This is a genomic window from Kitasatospora sp. NPDC034023 (assembly GCF_055575795.1).
Window position 1 is genome coordinate 46,407 of sequence record NZ_JBVIRY010000031.1, and the last position, 17,157, is coordinate 63,563.

General features: G+C 72.2%; 19 protein-coding genes. 16 read left to right on the plus strand and 3 right to left on the minus strand.

What is annotated here, in order from left to right:
• The first annotated feature begins 105 nt into the window (after positions 1–105).
• The 4 genes from ACZ52R_RS32420 to ACZ52R_RS32435 all read left to right on the plus strand — a co-directional run bounded on the left by ACZ52R_RS32420 (position 106) and on the right by ACZ52R_RS32435 (position 3,351).
• Positions 106–918, plus strand: coding sequence for an inositol monophosphatase family protein (locus ACZ52R_RS32420; protein ID WP_465754631.1), 813 nt, complete (start codon positions 106–108; stop codon positions 916–918).
• A 48-nt stretch (positions 919–966) separates the two neighbouring features.
• Positions 967–1,614: an NADPH-dependent F420 reductase gene (locus ACZ52R_RS32425; RefSeq protein ID WP_465622171.1), complete on the plus strand. Its 648-nt coding sequence runs from the start codon at positions 967–969 to the stop codon at positions 1,612–1,614.
• Positions 1,615–1,787: 173 nt separating this feature from the next.
• Entirely contained in the window at positions 1,788–2,303 is a 516-nt protein-coding gene (locus ACZ52R_RS32430) for a TetR/AcrR family transcriptional regulator (RefSeq protein ID WP_465622169.1), read from the plus strand.
• Between the two features lie 151 nt (positions 2,304–2,454).
• Positions 2,455–3,351 carry an SDR family NAD(P)-dependent oxidoreductase gene (locus ACZ52R_RS32435; protein ID WP_465622167.1) on the plus strand — a complete coding sequence of 299 codons (897 nt, stop codon included), beginning with the start codon at positions 2,455–2,457 and terminating at the stop codon, positions 3,349–3,351.
• Between the two features lie 39 nt (positions 3,352–3,390).
• Here the strand turns inward: ACZ52R_RS32435 and ACZ52R_RS32440 are convergent, their stop codons facing one another.
• Complete coding sequence (locus tag ACZ52R_RS32440) at positions 3,391–3,846, minus strand: MarR family winged helix-turn-helix transcriptional regulator (protein ID WP_465754632.1); 456 nt, start codon at positions 3,844–3,846, stop codon at positions 3,391–3,393.
• Between the two features lie 121 nt (positions 3,847–3,967).
• On the opposite strand from ACZ52R_RS32440, the gene ACZ52R_RS32445 reads away from it, so the two are divergent.
• The 6 genes from ACZ52R_RS32445 to ACZ52R_RS32470 all read left to right on the plus strand — a co-directional run bounded on the left by ACZ52R_RS32445 (position 3,968) and on the right by ACZ52R_RS32470 (position 9,315).
• Complete coding sequence (locus ACZ52R_RS32445; protein WP_465754633.1) at positions 3,968–4,360, plus strand: nuclear transport factor 2 family protein; 393 nt, start codon at positions 3,968–3,970, stop codon at positions 4,358–4,360.
• Between the two features lie 331 nt (positions 4,361–4,691).
• Positions 4,692–5,285 (plus strand): TetR/AcrR family transcriptional regulator, encoded by a 594-nt coding sequence (locus tag ACZ52R_RS32450; RefSeq protein WP_465754634.1) that lies wholly within the window; start codon positions 4,692–4,694, stop codon positions 5,283–5,285.
• A 76-nt stretch (positions 5,286–5,361) separates the two neighbouring features.
• Positions 5,362–6,582, plus strand: a complete 1,221-nt coding sequence (locus tag ACZ52R_RS32455) for an MFS transporter (protein ID WP_465754635.1) — start codon at positions 5,362–5,364, stop codon at positions 6,580–6,582.
• Positions 6,583–6,628: 46 nt separating this feature from the next.
• The gene (locus tag ACZ52R_RS32460) at positions 6,629–7,561 is read left to right on the plus strand and encodes an MBL fold metallo-hydrolase (RefSeq protein ID WP_465754636.1); all 933 of its coding nucleotides are present in this window, start codon (positions 6,629–6,631) and stop codon (positions 7,559–7,561) included.
• Positions 7,562–7,727: 166 nt separating this feature from the next.
• Positions 7,728–7,937 (plus strand): hypothetical protein, encoded by a 210-nt coding sequence (locus ACZ52R_RS32465; RefSeq protein ID WP_465754637.1) that lies wholly within the window; start codon positions 7,728–7,730, stop codon positions 7,935–7,937.
• A complete protein-coding gene (locus ACZ52R_RS32470; protein WP_465664541.1) occupies positions 7,924–9,315 on the plus strand; it encodes an amidase in 1,392 nt (463 codons plus the stop codon). The genes ACZ52R_RS32465 and ACZ52R_RS32470 overlap by 14 nt, the downstream gene beginning before the upstream one ends.
• A 187-nt stretch (positions 9,316–9,502) precedes the next feature.
• Here the strand turns inward: ACZ52R_RS32470 and ACZ52R_RS32475 are convergent, their stop codons facing one another.
• Complete coding sequence (locus tag ACZ52R_RS32475; RefSeq protein WP_465622152.1) at positions 9,503–9,949, minus strand: cold-shock protein; 447 nt, start codon at positions 9,947–9,949, stop codon at positions 9,503–9,505.
• Positions 9,950–10,224: 275 nt separating this feature from the next.
• The gene (gene mshB, locus ACZ52R_RS32480; RefSeq protein WP_465754638.1) at positions 10,225–11,160 is read right to left on the minus strand and encodes an N-acetyl-1-D-myo-inositol-2-amino-2-deoxy-alpha-D-glucopyranoside deacetylase; all 936 of its coding nucleotides are present in this window, start codon (positions 11,158–11,160) and stop codon (positions 10,225–10,227) included.
• A 308-nt stretch (positions 11,161–11,468) separates the two neighbouring features.
• Here mshB and ACZ52R_RS32485 point away from each other — a divergent pair, with 308 nt between their 5' ends.
• The 6 genes from ACZ52R_RS32485 to ACZ52R_RS32510 are packed head-to-tail and all read left to right on the plus strand — an operon-like array spanning position 11,469 to position 17,132.
• Entirely contained in the window at positions 11,469–12,752 is a 1,284-nt protein-coding gene (locus ACZ52R_RS32485; protein ID WP_360509192.1) for an amidohydrolase family protein, read from the plus strand.
• Between the two features lie 58 nt (positions 12,753–12,810).
• Complete coding sequence (locus ACZ52R_RS32490) at positions 12,811–13,755, plus strand: hypothetical protein (RefSeq protein ID WP_465664544.1); 945 nt, start codon at positions 12,811–12,813, stop codon at positions 13,753–13,755.
• Positions 13,752–13,955 carry a (2Fe-2S)-binding protein gene (locus ACZ52R_RS32495; RefSeq protein ID WP_360509196.1) on the plus strand — a complete coding sequence of 68 codons (204 nt, stop codon included), beginning with the start codon at positions 13,752–13,754 and terminating at the stop codon, positions 13,953–13,955. Before ACZ52R_RS32490 ends, ACZ52R_RS32495 begins: the two co-directional genes overlap by 4 nt.
• A gap of 22 nt (positions 13,956–13,977) precedes the next feature.
• Positions 13,978–14,943 (plus strand): acetylxylan esterase, encoded by a 966-nt coding sequence (locus ACZ52R_RS32500; protein WP_465622146.1) that lies wholly within the window; start codon positions 13,978–13,980, stop codon positions 14,941–14,943.
• Between the two features lie 3 nt (positions 14,944–14,946).
• A complete protein-coding gene (locus ACZ52R_RS32505) occupies positions 14,947–15,894 on the plus strand; it encodes a hypothetical protein (protein WP_360509199.1) in 948 nt (315 codons plus the stop codon).
• Complete coding sequence (locus ACZ52R_RS32510; protein WP_465622144.1) at positions 15,891–17,132, plus strand: ATP-grasp domain-containing protein; 1,242 nt, start codon at positions 15,891–15,893, stop codon at positions 17,130–17,132. Before ACZ52R_RS32505 ends, ACZ52R_RS32510 begins: the two co-directional genes overlap by 4 nt.
• The last annotated feature ends 25 nt before the right edge of the window (positions 17,133–17,157 follow it).

A 17,157-nucleotide genomic window follows, 5' to 3' on the forward strand; every position in this document is an offset into this window, starting at 1 on the left:
TCTATGACTGAACAGCATGCACTTGTTGTTAATGATTGAGGGGCCTACCTTCGAAGTGCAGGCGCGAGACAAGCCGCCGCACACATCGAATCCAGGGAGCCCACCATGAGCACAGCCATGCCTTTCGCCGCCGACACGACGCTCCTGTCCGAGGTGACCGCCGCGGTGAGGACCGCAGGCCTCACCCTGCGCGACCGCCACACCTCGCACGCCCGGGGCGTGAGTCTGGACGAGGTCGTCGCCGAGATCCAAGCCAACGACGACGCGGTGCTGGACGTGCTGCGGGAGCCGCTGCTGCGGGCCCGGCGGGGATCACAGTGGGCCGAGGACGAGCTGGCCGGCGGTGCGCTCCCGTCGGGGGAGTGGTGGGTCGTCGACCCCGCCGAGGGCAACATCAACCACGTTCACGGCATGGACGACTGGGCCGTGACCGCCACCCTGGTCCGTGACAACCAGCCGGTGCTCACCGTCGTCCACCTGCCACTGACCGACGACACCTACACCGCTGTCGCCGGCGGCGGTGCCCGCCTCAACGAGCGGCCCCTGAAGGTGTCCGCCAAGACCGATCTGGGCGCCGCGCTCGTCGGCACCGGCCAGGCCAGGCCCGGCGAGGACGAGCGCACCTTCCGGCGGATCGGTGACTCGGTCACCGCCATGCTCATCAACGGCCTGGTCGTGCGCGTGTCCGTTCCCGCCACGATGCAGCTCATCCACGTCGCGGCCGGACGCACGGACGCCTTCTGGCAGTTCTCCGACGTTCGCTCCGGTCTGGTCGCCGGTGCGCTGCTGGTCTCCGAGGCCGGAGGCACCGTCACCGACCTGGCGGGCGAGCCCTGGAACACGGGCAGCCGCGACTTCCTGGCCGCCGCCCCCGGCATCCACACCGCCGCCCTCAAGGTCCTGTCGCCGATCGCCTGACCGGGCACCTCCGCTCCACCCACCTCACACCGCAAGGAGCATCACCTCATGACCAGCATCGGCATCCTGGGCGCCGGCCGCGTCGGCGCCAACCTCGCCGGCAAGCTCTCCGCAGCCGGACACCACGTCACCCTCGGCGTCCGGAACCCGGAAGAGACCTCCGCGGCCCTTGCCGCCGACATCGCCCCACAGATCGCCTTCGCCGACCAGCGCACCACCGCCTGCACCGCGGACATCGTGATCAACGCGACGCCCGGCGACAGCACCCTGGACCGTCTCACCGATCTGCGCGCCGAACTCGCCGGAAAGATCCTGGTCGACGTCTCCAACGCGACCCGCGACGCCGACGACGGCCTGCCCGGCGACCTGTGCTACCCCGGCAGCAGCCTCGCCGAGCAACTCCAGGCCGCCCTCCCCGACACCCGTGTGGTCAAGACCCTCAACACCATGTTGTTCATGGTCATGACCGCCCCCGAAACCCTGGCCACCCCGCCGACCGCCTACGTGTCGGGTAACGACGAACCCGCGAAGAAGACGGTCACCGGCCTGCTCGGCGACCTGGGCTGGCAGCCCGCATGGATCGAGGACCTCGGCGACGTCACCACCGCCCGCGCCACCGAGGCCATGATCCTCGTGGTTCCCCACATCCTGCGCCGACACGGCTTCCGGCCCTTCGCGGTCTCCCTTGCCCACTGACCGTGGTCGTCGCCGGCCCCCAGGCCTGACCTGGATCCTGACCGTGGAGGGGTGGACTCCGGGGTCCGAGTCCGGGTCGGGGATCTCGGGCGGCCGCTTATGCTGGGGCCGTGACACCGAGAGCGGGGCAGGGGCCAGTATTGCGGGCCGATGCTGCGCGCAACCGGGCCCGGGTGCTGCAGGTCGCCCGCGAGCAACTGGCCGTCGGTGACGACTCCCTTCAGCTGAACGCCATCGCCAAGCTCGCCGGCCTGGGCGTGGGGACCGTGTACCGGCACTTCCCCAACCGCCATGCGCTGGTGGAGGCGCTGTCGGCGGACCGCTTCCGGGAACTGGTCGACGAGGCGCAGGCGGCCGCCGCCGACGAGGACGCGCTTGCGGGCCTGCACCGGCTGCTTCGTTTCGCTCTCGACCACGCGCTGGACGATCCGGGGTTCGCGGCCGTGCTGGAGTCCGCGAGCGATGCCGAGGCGCAGACCTCGCAGATGAAGGCCGAGCTGGACCGTGCCGTCGCGGAGCTGCTGGACCGCGCACGTCTGGCCGGTGCCATCCGGGGCGGCATTCGGGCGGACGACGTGCGCCGCCTGCTCTGCGGCGTCGAGCATGCCGTGCGCTCCGGCGACAGCGACCATGCGCGTCGCGGGCTCTACCTCGACGTCCTTCTTCAGGGGCTGCGCTCTCCGCGCTGACGGCAGCGCGCCCCCCGGCGTCCGCCGACCGGTCCCGAGGGGTCGGCCGGTTCGTCCCACCCACCAACAACCGGATGACTATCCGCTTGTGCTAGCGTGCCCATCGAAGCGGATAGCTATCCGAATATGTGGAACGTGGGAGGGCGGACCTGTGGTCCAACGGGCAGTGGTGACGGCGGGGACCGGAGGCATCGGCCTCGAAACCGCGATGGGACTTGCGGCGCGCGGGCTCGCCGTCACCGTGGTCGGCCGCGACGCCGAGCGCGGTGGAAGCGCCATCGAGCGGATCACGGCGGTCGCCACCGGAGCCGCTCCGCGCTTCGTGGCCGCCGACCTCGCATCGCTCGACCAGGTACGAGCGCTCGCCGCGCAGCTGGCGGACGAGGGGCCGCTGAAGGTGCTGGTCAACAACGTCGGCGCGATGTTCACGCAGCGGCGGCAGACGGTCGACGGGATCGAGGCGTCATTCGCCGTCAACCACCTGTCGCCGTACCTGCTGACCGAGTTGCTGCTCGATCAGCTCCGAGCCGGCGGGCCGAGCCGGATCGTCAACGTCACCTCAGGCGCGATCAGGGTCGCCAAGCGCGCCTTCGATGCGGTCGAACCGCCGGGTGGCTACTACGGCTTCCACTGGTACGGCCGCGCCAAGCTCGCCAACCTCGCCTACACCCTGCACCTGTCCGAGCGGCTGCGCGGCACCGGCATCACGGTCTTCGCGGCCGACCCCGGCGGCGCCGCCACCGACATGACCAACGGCACCATGGCCTCACCGAAGATCGTCTCCCCGGGGTTGCGTCTGCTGTGGCCACTGGTCCGACGGACCTTCGAGCGTTCCACCGCCGGCCCCGCCTCCGTCGCCGCCCGTCCGTCCGTCTTCGCCGCGACCGATTCCTCGCTCGACGGGAGGACCGGCCTGCTCATCGGCCCCCAGGCCCACCCCGTTCCCGCCTTCCGCGGAAGCGCCGACCCTCGGCTCATCGACAACGTCCTCAGGCTCAGCCGCCAGCTGGCGCCGCTTCGTGGAGGTGGTGGCGCCCAACCGAGGTGAGCCCGATGCCTGCTGCCCGGCGGCCTGCGCCGGTGGCCGTCAGTGGCGTTCGGGGGCGAACGGGCCCTCGTCGACGAAGCGGCGCAGCCGGCGTGCGAAGGCTTGGGCGTCCGCCTGTGGCCAGGCGGCGAGCGAGGCCGCGATGCCGGCCGCCAGTCGCTGTCTGGTGACCGACACGATGGTGTGGCCCTCCTCGGTGAGCGCGAGGAGGGTCGCGCGGCCGTCGGCCGGGTCGGGGTGGCGCCGGAGCAGGCGGGCCTGCTCCGGCCGGTCGGCGCGACGGGTCACGGTGGTGCGGTCGAGTCCGATCTCGCGGCCCAGGTCGGCGGCGCTGCACGCTCCGGTCCGGGCCAGGCCGCTGAGGATCGGGTAGGTGAGGTCGTCGACCGCTTCCCCGAGCCCCTCGGTCAGCTGGGTGTGGAGGCGGGCGCGAGTGCTCCGCCGCATGAGCAGTCCCAGGGCGTCGGCGATGTCGTGTCCCGTCGAGTTCTTCACCTCTCGAGATTAGCGTGCTTGGCGCACGCTTTTCCTGGTACAGTCAGAAGCGTGCTTAAGGCACGCATCCCCTGACTGACCCAGGGGCGGGCCACGCCCGCACCCAACCGAAGGAATCCCCATGAACCACACCGACGCCCGCGCCGCCCTCACCGACCTGCTCCTCACCCCGGGCCTCGACCTCGGCGAGGCCGCCGACCGGCACTTCGCCCCCGACTACCGCCAGCGCACCGACGGCGAGTGGGCCGACCGCACCGAGTTCCTCGCCCACATCGCCCACCTGCGCACGGTCGTCGCCGGCGGCTCCGTCGACGTCCACGAGGAACTCACCACCGGCAACCTCTACGCCGACCGCCACACCATGACCGTCACCAAGACCGACGGCTCCACCGTCCGCATGGAGGTCTACCTCTTCGCCGAGTTCGCCGCCGACGGCCGCTTCCGCCGCATCGAGGAGACCACCCTCATGCTCGAAGGCGCCGACACCGACCGGAACCTCGGCAGCGCCCGCTGAGCCACATTCCCACCAGGCGACACGAGGCCGGCCCCGTCCCGGCGCATCGGCGCGCGCCGTCGTCATGGCGCAACATCCGAAAAGCGAGAGGAAGTGGCTGTCACGCTCGACGTGCCCTCTCGCACGGATCGGGCCGGATCAGCGCGCGGCGCCGCCGGCTCCCGGCCGGGGGTGCCCCCCATCCGTACGTGCATCGCCAGGCGGGCCCCCGGCGCTGGGCCGGACTGCCCATGGACCCCGCATCGCTCGCACAGCCGGGGCGGTGCGGGCCCGGACAGGGCCCCGGGGTCTGCTCGGCCCAGACGCAACTTCTTCGCGTTAAGCTGTGTGCATGAGTGCCCGAGCGACCACACGCCCCGGCGGGCGCAGCGCCCGCGTCCAGCAGTCCGTGCACCAGGCCGTCCGGGATCTGGAAGCGGAGGTGGGGCGGGACGCGCTCACCGTGCCCCTGATCGCCGCCCGCGCGGGAGTGACGCCGTCCACCGTCTACCGGCGCTGGGGGGACCTGCGGGAACTGCTGTCCGACGTGGCCGTCGAGCGGCTGCGCCCCGACACCCCGCCGGCCGACCATGGCAGCCTCCGGGCGGACCTGGGGGCATGGGCGGCGCAGTTCGCCGACGAGATGTCCTCGACGGCGGGCCGCACGTACATCCGCGACGCCCTGCTGGGCGACCCCGAGCAGGGCAACGCGGTTCGCTGCTCCGATTACGCCGCCGAGCAGTTGAAGGCCATCGGTGTGCGCGCGGCGGGGCGGGGGGAGGCCGTGCCCGATGTGGAGACCCTGCTGGACGTCGTCGTCGCCCCCCTGATGTACCGCATCCTGTTCCGTCCCTCGGATCTGTCGGCGGCCTACACCGACCGCCTCGTGGCGACGGCGCTCGGCCGGAGTTCCGCTCCCTCCGCACCCTCCGCTTCTAAAAGCTAAAAGTTTGCGTTTCGAGTGGCCCGGGGCCTACTCTTCCTAATGCAAAGCGTTTGCCTTTAGGTGTGAGAGGTGCTCCATGCTCAGCGTTGCAGCCCTGCCGTCCCGCCCCCGCTGCCTGCCCTTGCTGAGCCACCGCGGTGCCTTCCGGCTCCACGCCTCGGTCCTGGTCGGCCTGCTGGCCGCCTCCAGCGCACCGACCCCGCTCTACGCGCTCTACCAAACCGCATTCCACTTCTCGGCCATGACGCTGACCGTCGTGTTCAGCGCCTACGCGCTCGCCCTGCTGGCGGCACTGCTGACCACGGGCACGCTCTCGGACCACCTGGGCCGGCGCCCGGTCCTCGCCGGGGCGCTGCTGGCGGAAGGCGCCGCGATGGCCGTCTTCGCGACCGCCCAGGGGGTGCCGGCGCTGATCGCCGCCCGGATCCTGCAGGGCCTGGCCACCGGCGTGGCCACCAGCGCCGCCGGCGCCGCCCTGCTCGACTTCGAGGACCGCGACCGCCCGGGACGGGCCACCGCCGCCAACGGCATCGCCCCCGTGGCCGGCATGGCGGTCGGGGTGCTGGCTGCCACCGCCCTCGTGCAGTTCGCCCCCGCTCCCACCCGCACCGTCTACCTGCTGCTGCTCCTGCTGTTCACCGCGCAGGCGGCCGCAGTGCTTCTCACCACCGAGACCGCACATCCCCACTCCGGCGCGTGGCGCTCGCTGCGTCCCGGCACTGCCGTCGCCCCCGCCTCCCGCCCGGCCATGAGGCTTCTCGCCCCCGGCGTCGTCGCCGCCTGGGCGCTGGGCGGCTTCTACTCCTCCCTCGGCCCCTCGCTCGCCCGGCTCATCGCCCCGCACGCGAGCCGCGCCACCGGAGGCCTGGTCTTCCTCACCATGACGGCCGCGGCCGGCCTCGGCGGCCACGCCGCCCGGGCGCTGCCCGCCCGCACGGTGAGCCTCGCCGGCAGCGCGCTCCTGATCCCGGGAGCCCTGCTGACCCTGAGCAGCCCCCGACTGCACAGCCTGCCCGCGCTGTTCGCCGGCACCGCCCTGGCGGGCGCGGGCTTCGGCGCCGTCACCCAGGGCGCCCTGCGCCTCCTGCTCCCCCCGGCCGCCCCGGACCAACGCGCCGGCACGCTCGCCGCCTACTACGTCCTCAGTTACCTGGCGATGAGCATCCCCGCCGTCCTCGCCGGTCTGCTCACCAACCTGTACGGCCTGCAGACCGCAGTCTCGCTCTACGCCGCGACCGTCGTCCTGCTGACCCTGGTCGGCCTCGTCCGCGGCGTGCGGCGGCCGCGCACCGCCTGACCGAGCTCCGCCTTCCCGCACCCGCACCACCCGAAAGGACCCCACGATGAGCACCGTCACGCCCCGTCAGGCCGCCACCTCCACCAGCACGGGGTGGAGCCTCGGCGACATCACCCTCCGCCGCGTCGACGAGATCGAACTGCCTCGGGAGACCGGCCCCTGGCTGCTGCCGGACGCCACCAAGGAGGTGCTGGACGAGGCGTCGTGGCTGCGCCCCGACTTCGCCGACGCCGAGGTCCCACGGCTGGCTAGCCACAGCTTCGCGGTGGAGGCCGGCGGACTGCGGATCGTCGTCGACACCGGCATCGGCAACGCCAAGCCACGCGCCAACCCGGCCTGGAACGGTCTCGACACCGACTTCCTGGAGCGCCTGGCCGCGGCCGGCTTCCCGCCCGAGTCGGTGGACCTGGTGATCACCACGCACCTGCACACCGACCACGTCGGCTGGAACACCCGCCTCGTCGGCGGGGACTGGGTCCCCACCTTCCCCAACGCCCGCTACCTCACCAGCCGGACCGAATGGGACCACTGGGCCGCCACCGACCTGGACGAGGCCCGCCGCCAGATGTTCCGAGACTCCGTCACCCCCGTCCGCGACGCCGGGCAGTACCACCTCGTGGACGTGCCCGAGCAGGGGCACGAAGTGGCACCCGGCGTCCTCCTGGTCCCGGCCCCCGGCCACACCCCGGGGCAGGTCGCCGTGGAACTGCGCGGCAGCGACCGCCGCGCCCTGATCACCGGCGACAGCATCCACCACCCCGTGCAGCTGTCCCACCCCCACGTGCACAGCTGCGTCGACATCGACTCCGCCCAGGCGGTCCGCACCCGAGCCCGGATACTCGACGCGCTCGCGGACACCGACGCGCTGCTCCTGGGCACCCACTTCCCGCAGCCCACGGCCGGCGCCGTCCGCCGGGAGAACGGCCGCTACCGGCTGCTCGCCGAGCCGGGCGTCGAGACCCCGACCATCGCGGCCTGATCACCCGGCCCGATCGCCCGGCCTGATCACGCGGCCGGTGCCGCTCGGCCGGTCCCGCGCGGGCCGCCGAACTGCCGCGGCGCCTTCGGCTGTCCACAACGAATCCTCGGCCTACAGGGCGTCGGCCACTCCGCCGCCCCAACCTCCACCGAGAGGGAGAACATCCATGCCCGCCGTCGAACTCACACCGCCGGAGGCCGCCCGCTGGGCCGCCCGCGCCGGACTTGCGCTGCCAGCCGAGCGCCACGCCGCGGTCGCCGCGGTCGCCAACCACATCCACAGCGTCGTCGCGGTCCTGCGCGAACTGGACTTCGCGGACGTCCCGCCCGCCGCCGCCTACCGCGTCGTAGAGGAGAAGCACGATGCAGCCGTATGAGCTTTCCCTCGCCGCCGCCGCGGACGCGATACGTGACCGGCGACTGTCCCCCGTCGAACTGGTCGACTCCGTCCTCGATCGCATCGAGAAGGCGGAGCCGTCCCTCGGCGCCTACGTCACGGTCGCCGCGGAGCAGGCACGCCGGGCTGCGGGCGAAGCCGAACACGAGGTGGCGCAAGGCCGTTACCGGGGAGCGCTGCACGGCATCCCGATGGGGCTCAAGGACCTGATCGATGTCAGCGGGATGCCCACCACGGCCAGCTCCCGGGTCCGTGCCGACCATCGCGCGACAGCGGACAGCACGGTCGCCGCGCGTCTGAGCGCAGCCGGCGCGATCCTGCTCGGCAAGACCCACACCCACGAGTTCGCGTTCGGCCTGACCACCCCGCAGACCCGCAACGCCTGGGACCGCGGCCGGGTCGCCGGTGGCTCCAGCGGCGGCTCCGCGGTCGCCGTCGCGTCGGGCACCGCGACCTTCGCCCTGGGCACCGACACCGGCGGGTCGATCCGGGTGCCCGCCGCGCTCAACGGGGTTGTCGGCCTCAAGCCGACCTACGGTCTCGTCCCCCGTCACGGCGTCACCTCCCTGTCCTGGTCGCTGGACCACGTCGGTCCGATCACCCGCACCGTCGAGGACGCGGCCCTGGTCCTGACCGCGCTGGCCGGACACGATCCGCGCGACCCCGCCTCGCTGTCCGTGCCCGCCGCGGACTACCGGCCCGGTGCCGGCACGAACCTGACGGGGCTGCGCATCGGGCTGCCCCGCACCTACTACTTCGACAACGTCGACCCGCGCGTGGAGACCGCCGTCCGGCACGCCATCGGGCAGCTGGAGTCCCTGGGCGCACGGCTCGTCGAGGTCGACATCCCGATGACCCGCTACATCCAGGCCACCCAGTGGGGCCTGATGGTGCCGGAGGCCGGGGCCTACCACGAGGGCAGCCTGCGAGCGGTCCCCGAGCTGTATCAGGAGGACGTCCGCATCCTCCTGGAGGCAGGCGAGTTGATGAGCGCCGGTGACTACCTGCGCGCTCAACGCTCCCGCACGCTCATGCGTGCCGAGTGGGCACGGATGCTGGAGGAGGTCGACGTGATCGCCGCCCCGAGCGTCCCGATGCCCGCGGTCGGGGCCGACGAGACGACGGTCACCTGGCCGGACGGCACGGCCGAGAGCGTCTCCGACGCCTACGTGCGGCTCTGCGCCCCCGCCAACATCACCGGACTGCCCGCCCTGACCGTTCCGGTGGGCCAGGACACGGCGGGCCTGCCGATCGGCATGCAGCTGCTCGGCCGGCCCCTCGGTGAGCCCACGCTCCTGCGGGTCGGCCACGCCTACGAGCAGACGCAGCCCGCCCGGGCACTCGCCACGGCGGTCTGATCTTTCGGCGTCGGCGTCGGCGTCGGCGGAGGAGAACAGCGAGCTGACGGCGTGCCACCGGCGGGGGCGGTCTTGCGGCCGTCCCCGCCTCTCGCTCCGATCCGGTGCACACCGTGGAAGGGCCCGATGACGAAGCCGACCGGGGCACGTTTCCGTGCCCCGGTCGGCTCTCGACCGATGGCGGCCGTTACGACTCCACCCAGCCGTGGTCCACGGCGATCCGCACCAGGCGCTTCCTGACGTCCAGGATCTGCTCACCGGTCAGTGCCGGGGCGCTGACGAGCAGGGCCTCGGTGACCTCGTCGGTGAAGTCCTTGACGGAGAGCACCTCGCAGGTGCCGTCGTCCAGGTCGATCCGGGCGTCCGTCGCCGGTGCGTGGGGGACCACCGACGACGGACGCGAGTCGGTGCGGGGTGAGGAGGGCAGCCGGCCGCTCGCGAGGGAGACGGCCGAGGCCTTGAGGCCGCGGTCACCGTCCTCCAGGTCGAAGCTCACGAGAACGCCGGGGCTGATCAGCGACTTGTCGACCAGAAGGTCGTTGACGTGCAGGAACACGTCGGACCCGCCACCGTCGGGAGAGACGAACCCGTACCCTCGAACCTCGTCGAACCGGACGACCTTGCCCATAGCCATAGCCAGACCCCACACCTCTGCTGAAACAACACAACGCCTGAACACCGCAAAACCACACCGTCGGCCTGCCATCGGGTCCCAGAACTCGACCGGCCGACCGTGAACCCAGGCTATATGCCGGGAAATCCAAGGGGCACCCCTGAGGGCGGTCGGTGGCCAGGGGCCGGCACAGGGGTCCCGAGGTGCCGCCGACCCGCGCCAGTGGCCCGTCGCCCTGGAGTCCTGCTCTGCGGAGTGCGGTTCGGCGCGCGGCGCTTCGTGAGGGCCCGGCTCTTCTACGGTCCCGTGCTCGGGAATGCGGCGAACAGGTCCTCCTCGCGGCCGGAGGGGCCGCTGGGGCCGGGATCCCCCTGGGCGAGCTGGTAGTACTCGGTTGCCGAGAGCGGCTGGGCCAGGTTGTTGGAGAGGGCGAAGAACGGGGCCGCCACGGTGATCTGGGTGGCGTGGGCGGCCATGGCCGCGCGCTTCCGGTCCAGGTGTGCGCTGCCGTCGACGACTGTGGTCACGGCGTCGTCCTCGACCACGCGCGGGATGTCGTGGTGGCCCGCGGCGGCGGGGAAGGGTGCGTTCGCGCCGGCGGTGTGCAGGGCTGCGGCGCAGGCGTCGACGACCGAGCGGGGCACGCAGTTCCAGTAGATCTTGGCGATGCCGTGCGGCGTGCCGGACTCCGGGCGGTAGGCCGGGTCGGCGGCGAGCGCGGCGGCCCGCATGGCGACCCGATGGGCCTGGATGTGGTCGGGGTGCCGGTAGCCCCCGTCCGGGTCGTAGGTCACGAGGACCTGCGGCCGGATCTCGCGGATGACCTCGACCAGGTGCGCGGCGGCCTCGTCGGGGTCGGCCTGCCAGAACGAGTCGGGGCGGTCGTTCCCGGGGGAACCCATCATCCCCGAGTCGCGGTAGCGGCCGGGTCCGCCGAGGAAGCGGTGGTCCGTCACGCCCAGCTCGCGCAGGGCGGCCGCGATCTCCTGGGCCCGGTGGGGGCCCAGACGGTCCTCGCGGTCGGAGGTCAGGTGGGCCAGGTCCGGCCCGATGACCTCGCCCTCCTCGCCCAGGGTGCAGGTGATCAGGGTGACCGTGGCTCCCTCCGCGGCGTAACGGGCCATGGTGGCGCCGTTGGCTATTGACTCGTCGTCAGGATGGGCGTGCACGAGGAGTATCCGGCTGCCTGACCGGGTGGGGGTGCCGGTCGCGGTGGTGGGCTGGGTCGTCATGTCGGGGGAGCCTACCCTTCCCGTCCGCGCCCGGCGGTCCCCATCGGTGCTCGGACGAAAGCAGCCGGTGACTGTCTGAATTCCGACGATTCACTGCAGTTATCCGGTATTCGACGCCTCGACTCACCGTATTGCGGAACTTGGAGCCCTGCGGTCGCTTGGCCTGCACAGGGCGAACGGCGAGAGTCTTCTGCAGTCGTGATCACAGTCGCTCAGGACAGGGCGCGGCGGCTCGCGGACGCTGACCGCTCTGCGAGTCGGCCCGCTGGGCGGCCGGTGACGGGGAATCCGAGATTTAAGGGGCGTTCGTGGCTGAGACGTTGGGGTCGACGCAGATCTGGCTCGGTCCGCAGGGGGCGGCGAACGCCGAGGTCACCTGGGCCGCCGGCCGCATCACGCGCGGCGACGCGGCGGTGCACCGTGACCTCGGCGAGGTGCCGAGCGGCGCGCCGTACGTGGTGCCGGCGCTGCCGGTGGAGGTGCACTGTCACGGCCTGGGGCCGATCGACTTCTCGAACTTCGCCGAGATCGACCTCCACGAGCTGGACAAGGTCGCCTCGGACGAGGGCCTGCTCTGCATCCCGACCCTCTACCTGCGGCGCGAACGGCTCGACGCCTTCGTCGAGTTCATGCGCGGCTACGCGGCGCTCCGGGCCGACGGGCAGCTGCCGTTCGTGCCGGCCGTCGCGCTCGAGGGCCCGCTGGTGGCCAGCTTCGGCGGCACCCCGGCGAACGCCGTGTGGGCTCCGTCGAAGGAGGAGTGGGAGAAGCTGGCGAGCTGTGGCGAGCTCGGCCTGGTCTACATCATGCTGTCGCCGGACGCGCTGCAGTCCAGCTCCTACCTGGCGGAGCAGTTCACGCCGGACCACCCCTCGCTGGAGTGGATCGTCACCCGGCTGGTCGAGAGCGGGGTCCGGCCGGCGCTCGGCCACTTCGCCAAGGAGGACCCGCAGCTGGGTGCCGACTGCGTGGAGGTGGTGCTGGGCGCGGCGGAGGCCGCCGACTGCCCGCACAACGGCGTGCGCGTGGTGACCGACCACCTGTTCAACGAGATGCCGCTGCTCATCAAGCACGCCTTCCGGACCCGCAAGGCCCAGGCCGAGCGGGAGGCGCTGCTGGCGAGCTACGACCTGCCCTCCTGGAACCTGGCGGACCTGCACGAGCAGGTCGGGCCCGTTCCTGCCGCGATCATGCGCGGCGCGCACGCCGGCCGCATCGCGGCCTGCCTCAACTTCGACGGCGAGCACGTCGACTACGCCATCGCCAAGCGGGCGATCGAGATCGTCGGCCCGCAGAACATGATGCTGATGACCGACCGCAGCGACACCGCCCGACTGGCCGGCCAGGACCTGCACCTGGAGCCGGGCTCCCAGCTCTGGTACCAGGAGAAGGGTGTCGTCGCGGCCGGCACGATGCCGATCGACAAGCAGATCGCGAACGTCCGCGAGCTCGGGGTCGGTGAGCACGACATCTGGCGGCTGGTCGCGTTCACGGCCTACCGCACCTTCTTCCCCGAGATCGACCTGGGAGCGGCCACCGTCGGCCTCGGGTCGCTCGTGACCGCGGACCGCCGGCGCATCGCCCTCATGTGAGTCCGCGTCGCCCTCAGGTGAGTTCGCGTCGCCATCGATTCTCGAACGAGGTACTGCCATGACCACGGCGCCCCTGCACGACATCCCCCGGCACGTCCTGGAGGCGGTGACACGTTCACCGGCCAAGGCCGCCCTCTACGGGGTGGACAACTACTTCCGGGAAGGCTGCTGGACCTTCGGCGAGCAGCTGGAGGACGTCCTCGGAGTCACCCTGTGCGTGCTGAAGCCCGAGGCGGCGGCCGGTCGGCGCTACCGGGTCGCGTTCCAGGCGCTCGCCGACAACGGCTTCCACCCGGTGGACGTGCTGCGCTTCCGACACGACCGGCTGACGATCAGGGAGACCTGGCGCTACCAGTTCAACTTCGCCGCCCGCGAGCGGATCGACGCGATGGATCTGGTGCTGCCGACCATCGATTCCGTCCTGCTGGTGGTGAAGGACTCGCAGTGGCGGCCGGGACGGGTGCCGGCCTCGGTGCGGCTGACGGCGCTGAAGGGGCCGTCCGCGCCGGAGCTGCGCCGTCCGGAGCACCTGCGGCGACGGCTGGGCGCGGTCAACGGCCTGTTCAACTTCATGCACACGTCGGACGAACCGATCGACGTGATCCGGGAGTTGTCCATCCTCGCCGGACCCCGGCGCCGGGACGTGGTGCGCGACCGGATCCGGGCCGGGTACGACGCGCGGGCCGAGGCGGAGGCCGCCTTCGACGACCTGGAGGCGCAGACGCCGGCCCATGACCTGGAGCTGGAGAAGAGCTGGGAGCGGTTGACCGAGTCGACCGCCCCCGCCGGCGAGCTGGCCAGGATCCGGGCCAAGGGCGGCGAGATCGCCCTGGCGGACGTGCTGGCGGCGACCCGGTCGGCCTTCGCCGATCCGGCGGACCACTGGGACCTGCTGTCGGTCATCACGCACACGATCGAGTTCAACACTCCCGGGATCCAGCGGATCTTCCCCAACGTCATGCTCGACTCCTGGCAGGGGAGCGAAGGCGGTGAGCCCGCGTGAGCACCTTCGCCGCGCCGAGCATCTGCATCTGCTTCGCGGTGGGCGAGGACGAGATCGTCGACTGGATCAGGCGCGGTGCGACGAGCGTCGACGAGATCGGTGCGAGCTGTCTGGCCGGCCAGGGGTGCGGCGACTGCCGCGGCCTGCTGGAGGAACTGTTGGCGGACTTCGCGACGGAGGCCCGCCCTGACCAGCATTGATGGATCGCCGCAGGTCGGCGCGGTGCCGGGCGGCGCTCCCGAGGGCTTCGCCCGGTTCTGGGCGGACACCCTCGCGGAGGCCGAACGGCACCCGTTGGAGCCGGAGTTCACCCCGGAGCGGACTCCGGCGGCCGGGGTGACGGTCTTCGACACCTCGTTCGCCGGTTCGCGCGGCCACCGGATCCGGGCGTGGCTGGTCCTGCCGCGCTGGCGGGACGAGCCGGTGCCGTGCGTGGTCCAGTTCCTCGGTTACGGCGAGGGGCGCGGCCACGTGCTGGACTGGCTGCTGTGGCCCGCCGTCGGCTACGCCACCCTCGTGGTGGACACCCGCGGGCAGGGCGGCAGCAACCTGAAGCCGGGGGCGACTCCGGATCCGGTCGGGCTGACCGTGCCGCAGATCCCGGGTTTCGTGACCCGGGGCGTGCTCGACCGGCACGACTACTACTACCGCGACGCGTACGTGGACGCCGCCCGGGCGGTCGACGCGGCCCGGCTGCACCCCGGAGTCGACGGCGCCAGGGTCGCCGTCGCCGGTTGCAGTCAGGGTGGCCAACTCGCGCTGGCTGCAGCGGCGTTGAACCCGCACACGGCGGCTGCGCTGGTCGAGTCGCCGTTCCTGAGCGCGGTGGTCGATCCGGCGAAGCTGCCCGATCAGCAGCCGTACCGCGAGCTGCTGCGGTTCTGCCACTACTACCCGGACCTGGCCGGTCGGGCGCTCGCCACGATCGCCTGGTTCGACGCCGCGACCATGGCCGAGCACGCGCACTGCCCGGCCCTGTTCGCGGTCGGCGGGCGGGACAACCGCTGCCCGCCGGCCACCTGCCATGCCGCCTACGAGCGCTACGCAGGTCCCAAGTCCCTCCGGGTCTGGCCGTTCGCCGGACACGCGGAGCCCAACCCGTACCAGCGCTTGGCCGAGGTGGAGTTCCTGGCGCAGAGCCTGGCCACCCCCCGACCAGTCGTGCCCGCTTTCCGGCAGGAGAGGTAAGACGTGATCCTCGCCCAGGTTCCGCCCGTGGACCAGCTCACCGAGATCCCACCGACGGTTCGGCAGGAGGTCACCCGGTCGCCGCTGAAGGCCGATCTCTACGCGCTGGACAGCTACTTCCGCGAGGGCTGTTGGACCTTCGCCGACGAGCTGCCGGACATGCTCGGCGTGGCGTTGTGCATGCTGAAGTCGGAGGCGACCGCGGGGCGCCGGCTCCGCAGCGCGCTCGACGCGCTCGCCGACACCGGATTCCGTCCCCTCGACGTGGTGCGCTTCCGGCACAACCGGCAGACCATCCGCGAGGTCTGGCGCTACCAGTTCAACATCGCCACGCGGGACCGGGTCGAGGCGATGGACGCCGTGCTCCCCAGCACCGACACGGTCTGCCTGGTCCTGTGGGACGAGCAGTGGACGCCCGACCGCGTACCGGCCGCCGTCCGGCTCAACTCCCTCAAGGGCCCGGCCGATCCCTCGCTGCGTCGCCCCGAGCACCTGCGCCACCGGCTGGGTGTCGTCAACGGGCTGTTCAACTTCCTGCACATCTCCGACGAGCCGGTGGACGTCATCCGCGAGATCGCGGTGCTCTGCGACGAGCCCCGGCGCGAGCTCATGCGCGAGCGGATCCGGTCGCGCCACGACGCCCGGCCCGAGGTCCTCGCCATCTTCGACGACCTGGAACGGCTGCACCCGGAGCACGACTTCGACCTCGGCAACAGCTGGCAGCGGCTGGCCCGGGTGCCCGGCCCGGCCGGCGACCTGGCCCGACGGCAGGCGGCCGGAGCGGACGTCGGCATCGCGGAGGTGCTCGCGGTGGCCCCGGACGTCCCGCTGGACGCGCCGTACCGCTGGGACCTGCTGACCGTGATCACCCACCTGCTGGAGGACATGAACCTCCCCGGTGTCGACCCCGCCGTGCCCAACGTCGACGTCGAGTGGCAGGGGCAGCGATGACCCTTCGGTTCGGGATCGTCGACGGCTACTCGACCGGGCGCTTCCTGGTCGCCCAGCTCCGCGACTACGGCGCCGAGTGCGTCCACGTCTCCAGCCAGCCCGACATGCCGGCCTACTTCAGCGCGGCCCACGACCCGTCGAACTACGTCGAGGACCTCGGCCACGACCCGGACCCGCGCCGGGTGGCCGGCCGGCTCCGTGACCTGGGGGTCGCGACCGTGCTGCCCGGCACCGAGTCGGGGGTCCTGCTGGCCGACGAGCTGACCGGCCTGCTGGGCACGCCCGGCCACGATCCGGCGACCAGCGAGGCCCGGCGCTGCAAGCCGCTCATGGCCACGACCCTCCTCGAGGCGGGCGTGCGGGCCCCGCTCGGCCTGCGGGTGGACTCACCCGGGCAGGCCCGGCAGTGGTGCGTCGACCGCGGGATCACCGACGCCGTCGTGAAGCCGGTGGACAGCGCGGGCTCGGACAACGTCCACTTCTGCCGCACCCCCGACGAGGTGGCCGAGGCCGCCGAGCAGGTGCTGAGCGCCCGCAACCTCTACGGGGCGCGGAACATCACGGCCCTGGTCCAGGAGCGGGTGTTCGGCCCGGAGTTCTACGCCAACAGCGTCTCCCTCGACGGCGAGCACAAGATCGCCGAGCTGTGGCGGTACACCAAGCGGGTCGGGGACGGGATGTCCCCGGTGTACGACTACGAGGAGCCCGTCCCGGTGGGCTCCGCGGAGTACCGGCAGGTGGTCGACCACGTCCGCCGGGCGCTGACCGCGCTCGGGATCGGCAACGGCGCCGCGCACACCGAGGTGATCCTCACCGCGGACGGCCCCGTACTGATCGAGACCGGGGCCCGGCTGGGCGGCGCGACGCTGCCGTGGCTGGTCGAGAAGTACTGCGGGGTGTCGCAGACCCGGCTGCTGGCGATGTCGCTCGTCGATCCCGCCGCCTTCCGCTCCTTCGACGACACCCGGGTCGCGTGGTCCGAGTACGTCCGCAACGTCTCGTTCATCAACCCGGTCGCGGGCGAGGTCCGGTCGCAGGCCTGGCGGACGGAGCTCGAGGCGCTCGTCAGCTGCTCGGCGGTGGTGTCCGGGGTGGGCGTCGGGCACCGGCTGCCGGTCACGACCAGTCTGACGTCCTCCCCGGGCTTCGCCTACCTCGCGTCCTCCGACGCGGCGGACGTGCACCGCGACTACGGGGCGCTCCGGGAGCGTGAGGAGCAGGGCCTGTACCTGAACTGACGCTCCGGCAAGATCCGCGGTTCAT

Coding starts and splice junctions, on each gene's coding strand:
- mshB (WP_465754638.1), bottom strand. CDS start 11,160: ATGACGACCCAGCCCACCACCGCGACCGGCACCCCCACCCGGTCAGGC.
- ACZ52R_RS32460 (WP_465754636.1), top strand. CDS start 6,629: ATGAGCACCGTCACGCCCCGTCAGGCCGCCACCTCCACCAGCACGGGG.
- ACZ52R_RS32445 (WP_465754633.1), top strand. CDS start 3,968: ATGAACCACACCGACGCCCGCGCCGCCCTCACCGACCTGCTCCTCACC.
- ACZ52R_RS32470 (WP_465664541.1), top strand. CDS start 7,924: ATGCAGCCGTATGAGCTTTCCCTCGCCGCCGCCGCGGACGCGATACGT.
- ACZ52R_RS32420 (WP_465754631.1), top strand. CDS start 106: ATGAGCACAGCCATGCCTTTCGCCGCCGACACGACGCTCCTGTCCGAG.
- ACZ52R_RS32475 (WP_465622152.1), bottom strand. CDS start 9,949: ATGGCTATGGGCAAGGTCGTCCGGTTCGACGAGGTTCGAGGGTACGGG.
- ACZ52R_RS32465 (WP_465754637.1), top strand. CDS start 7,728: ATGCCCGCCGTCGAACTCACACCGCCGGAGGCCGCCCGCTGGGCCGCC.
- ACZ52R_RS32510 (WP_465622144.1), top strand. CDS start 15,891: ATGACCCTTCGGTTCGGGATCGTCGACGGCTACTCGACCGGGCGCTTC.
- ACZ52R_RS32425 (WP_465622171.1), top strand. CDS start 967: ATGACCAGCATCGGCATCCTGGGCGCCGGCCGCGTCGGCGCCAACCTC.
- ACZ52R_RS32490 (WP_465664544.1), top strand. CDS start 12,811: ATGACCACGGCGCCCCTGCACGACATCCCCCGGCACGTCCTGGAGGCG.
- ACZ52R_RS32455 (WP_465754635.1), top strand. CDS start 5,362: ATGCTCAGCGTTGCAGCCCTGCCGTCCCGCCCCCGCTGCCTGCCCTTG.
- ACZ52R_RS32450 (WP_465754634.1), top strand. CDS start 4,692: ATGAGTGCCCGAGCGACCACACGCCCCGGCGGGCGCAGCGCCCGCGTC.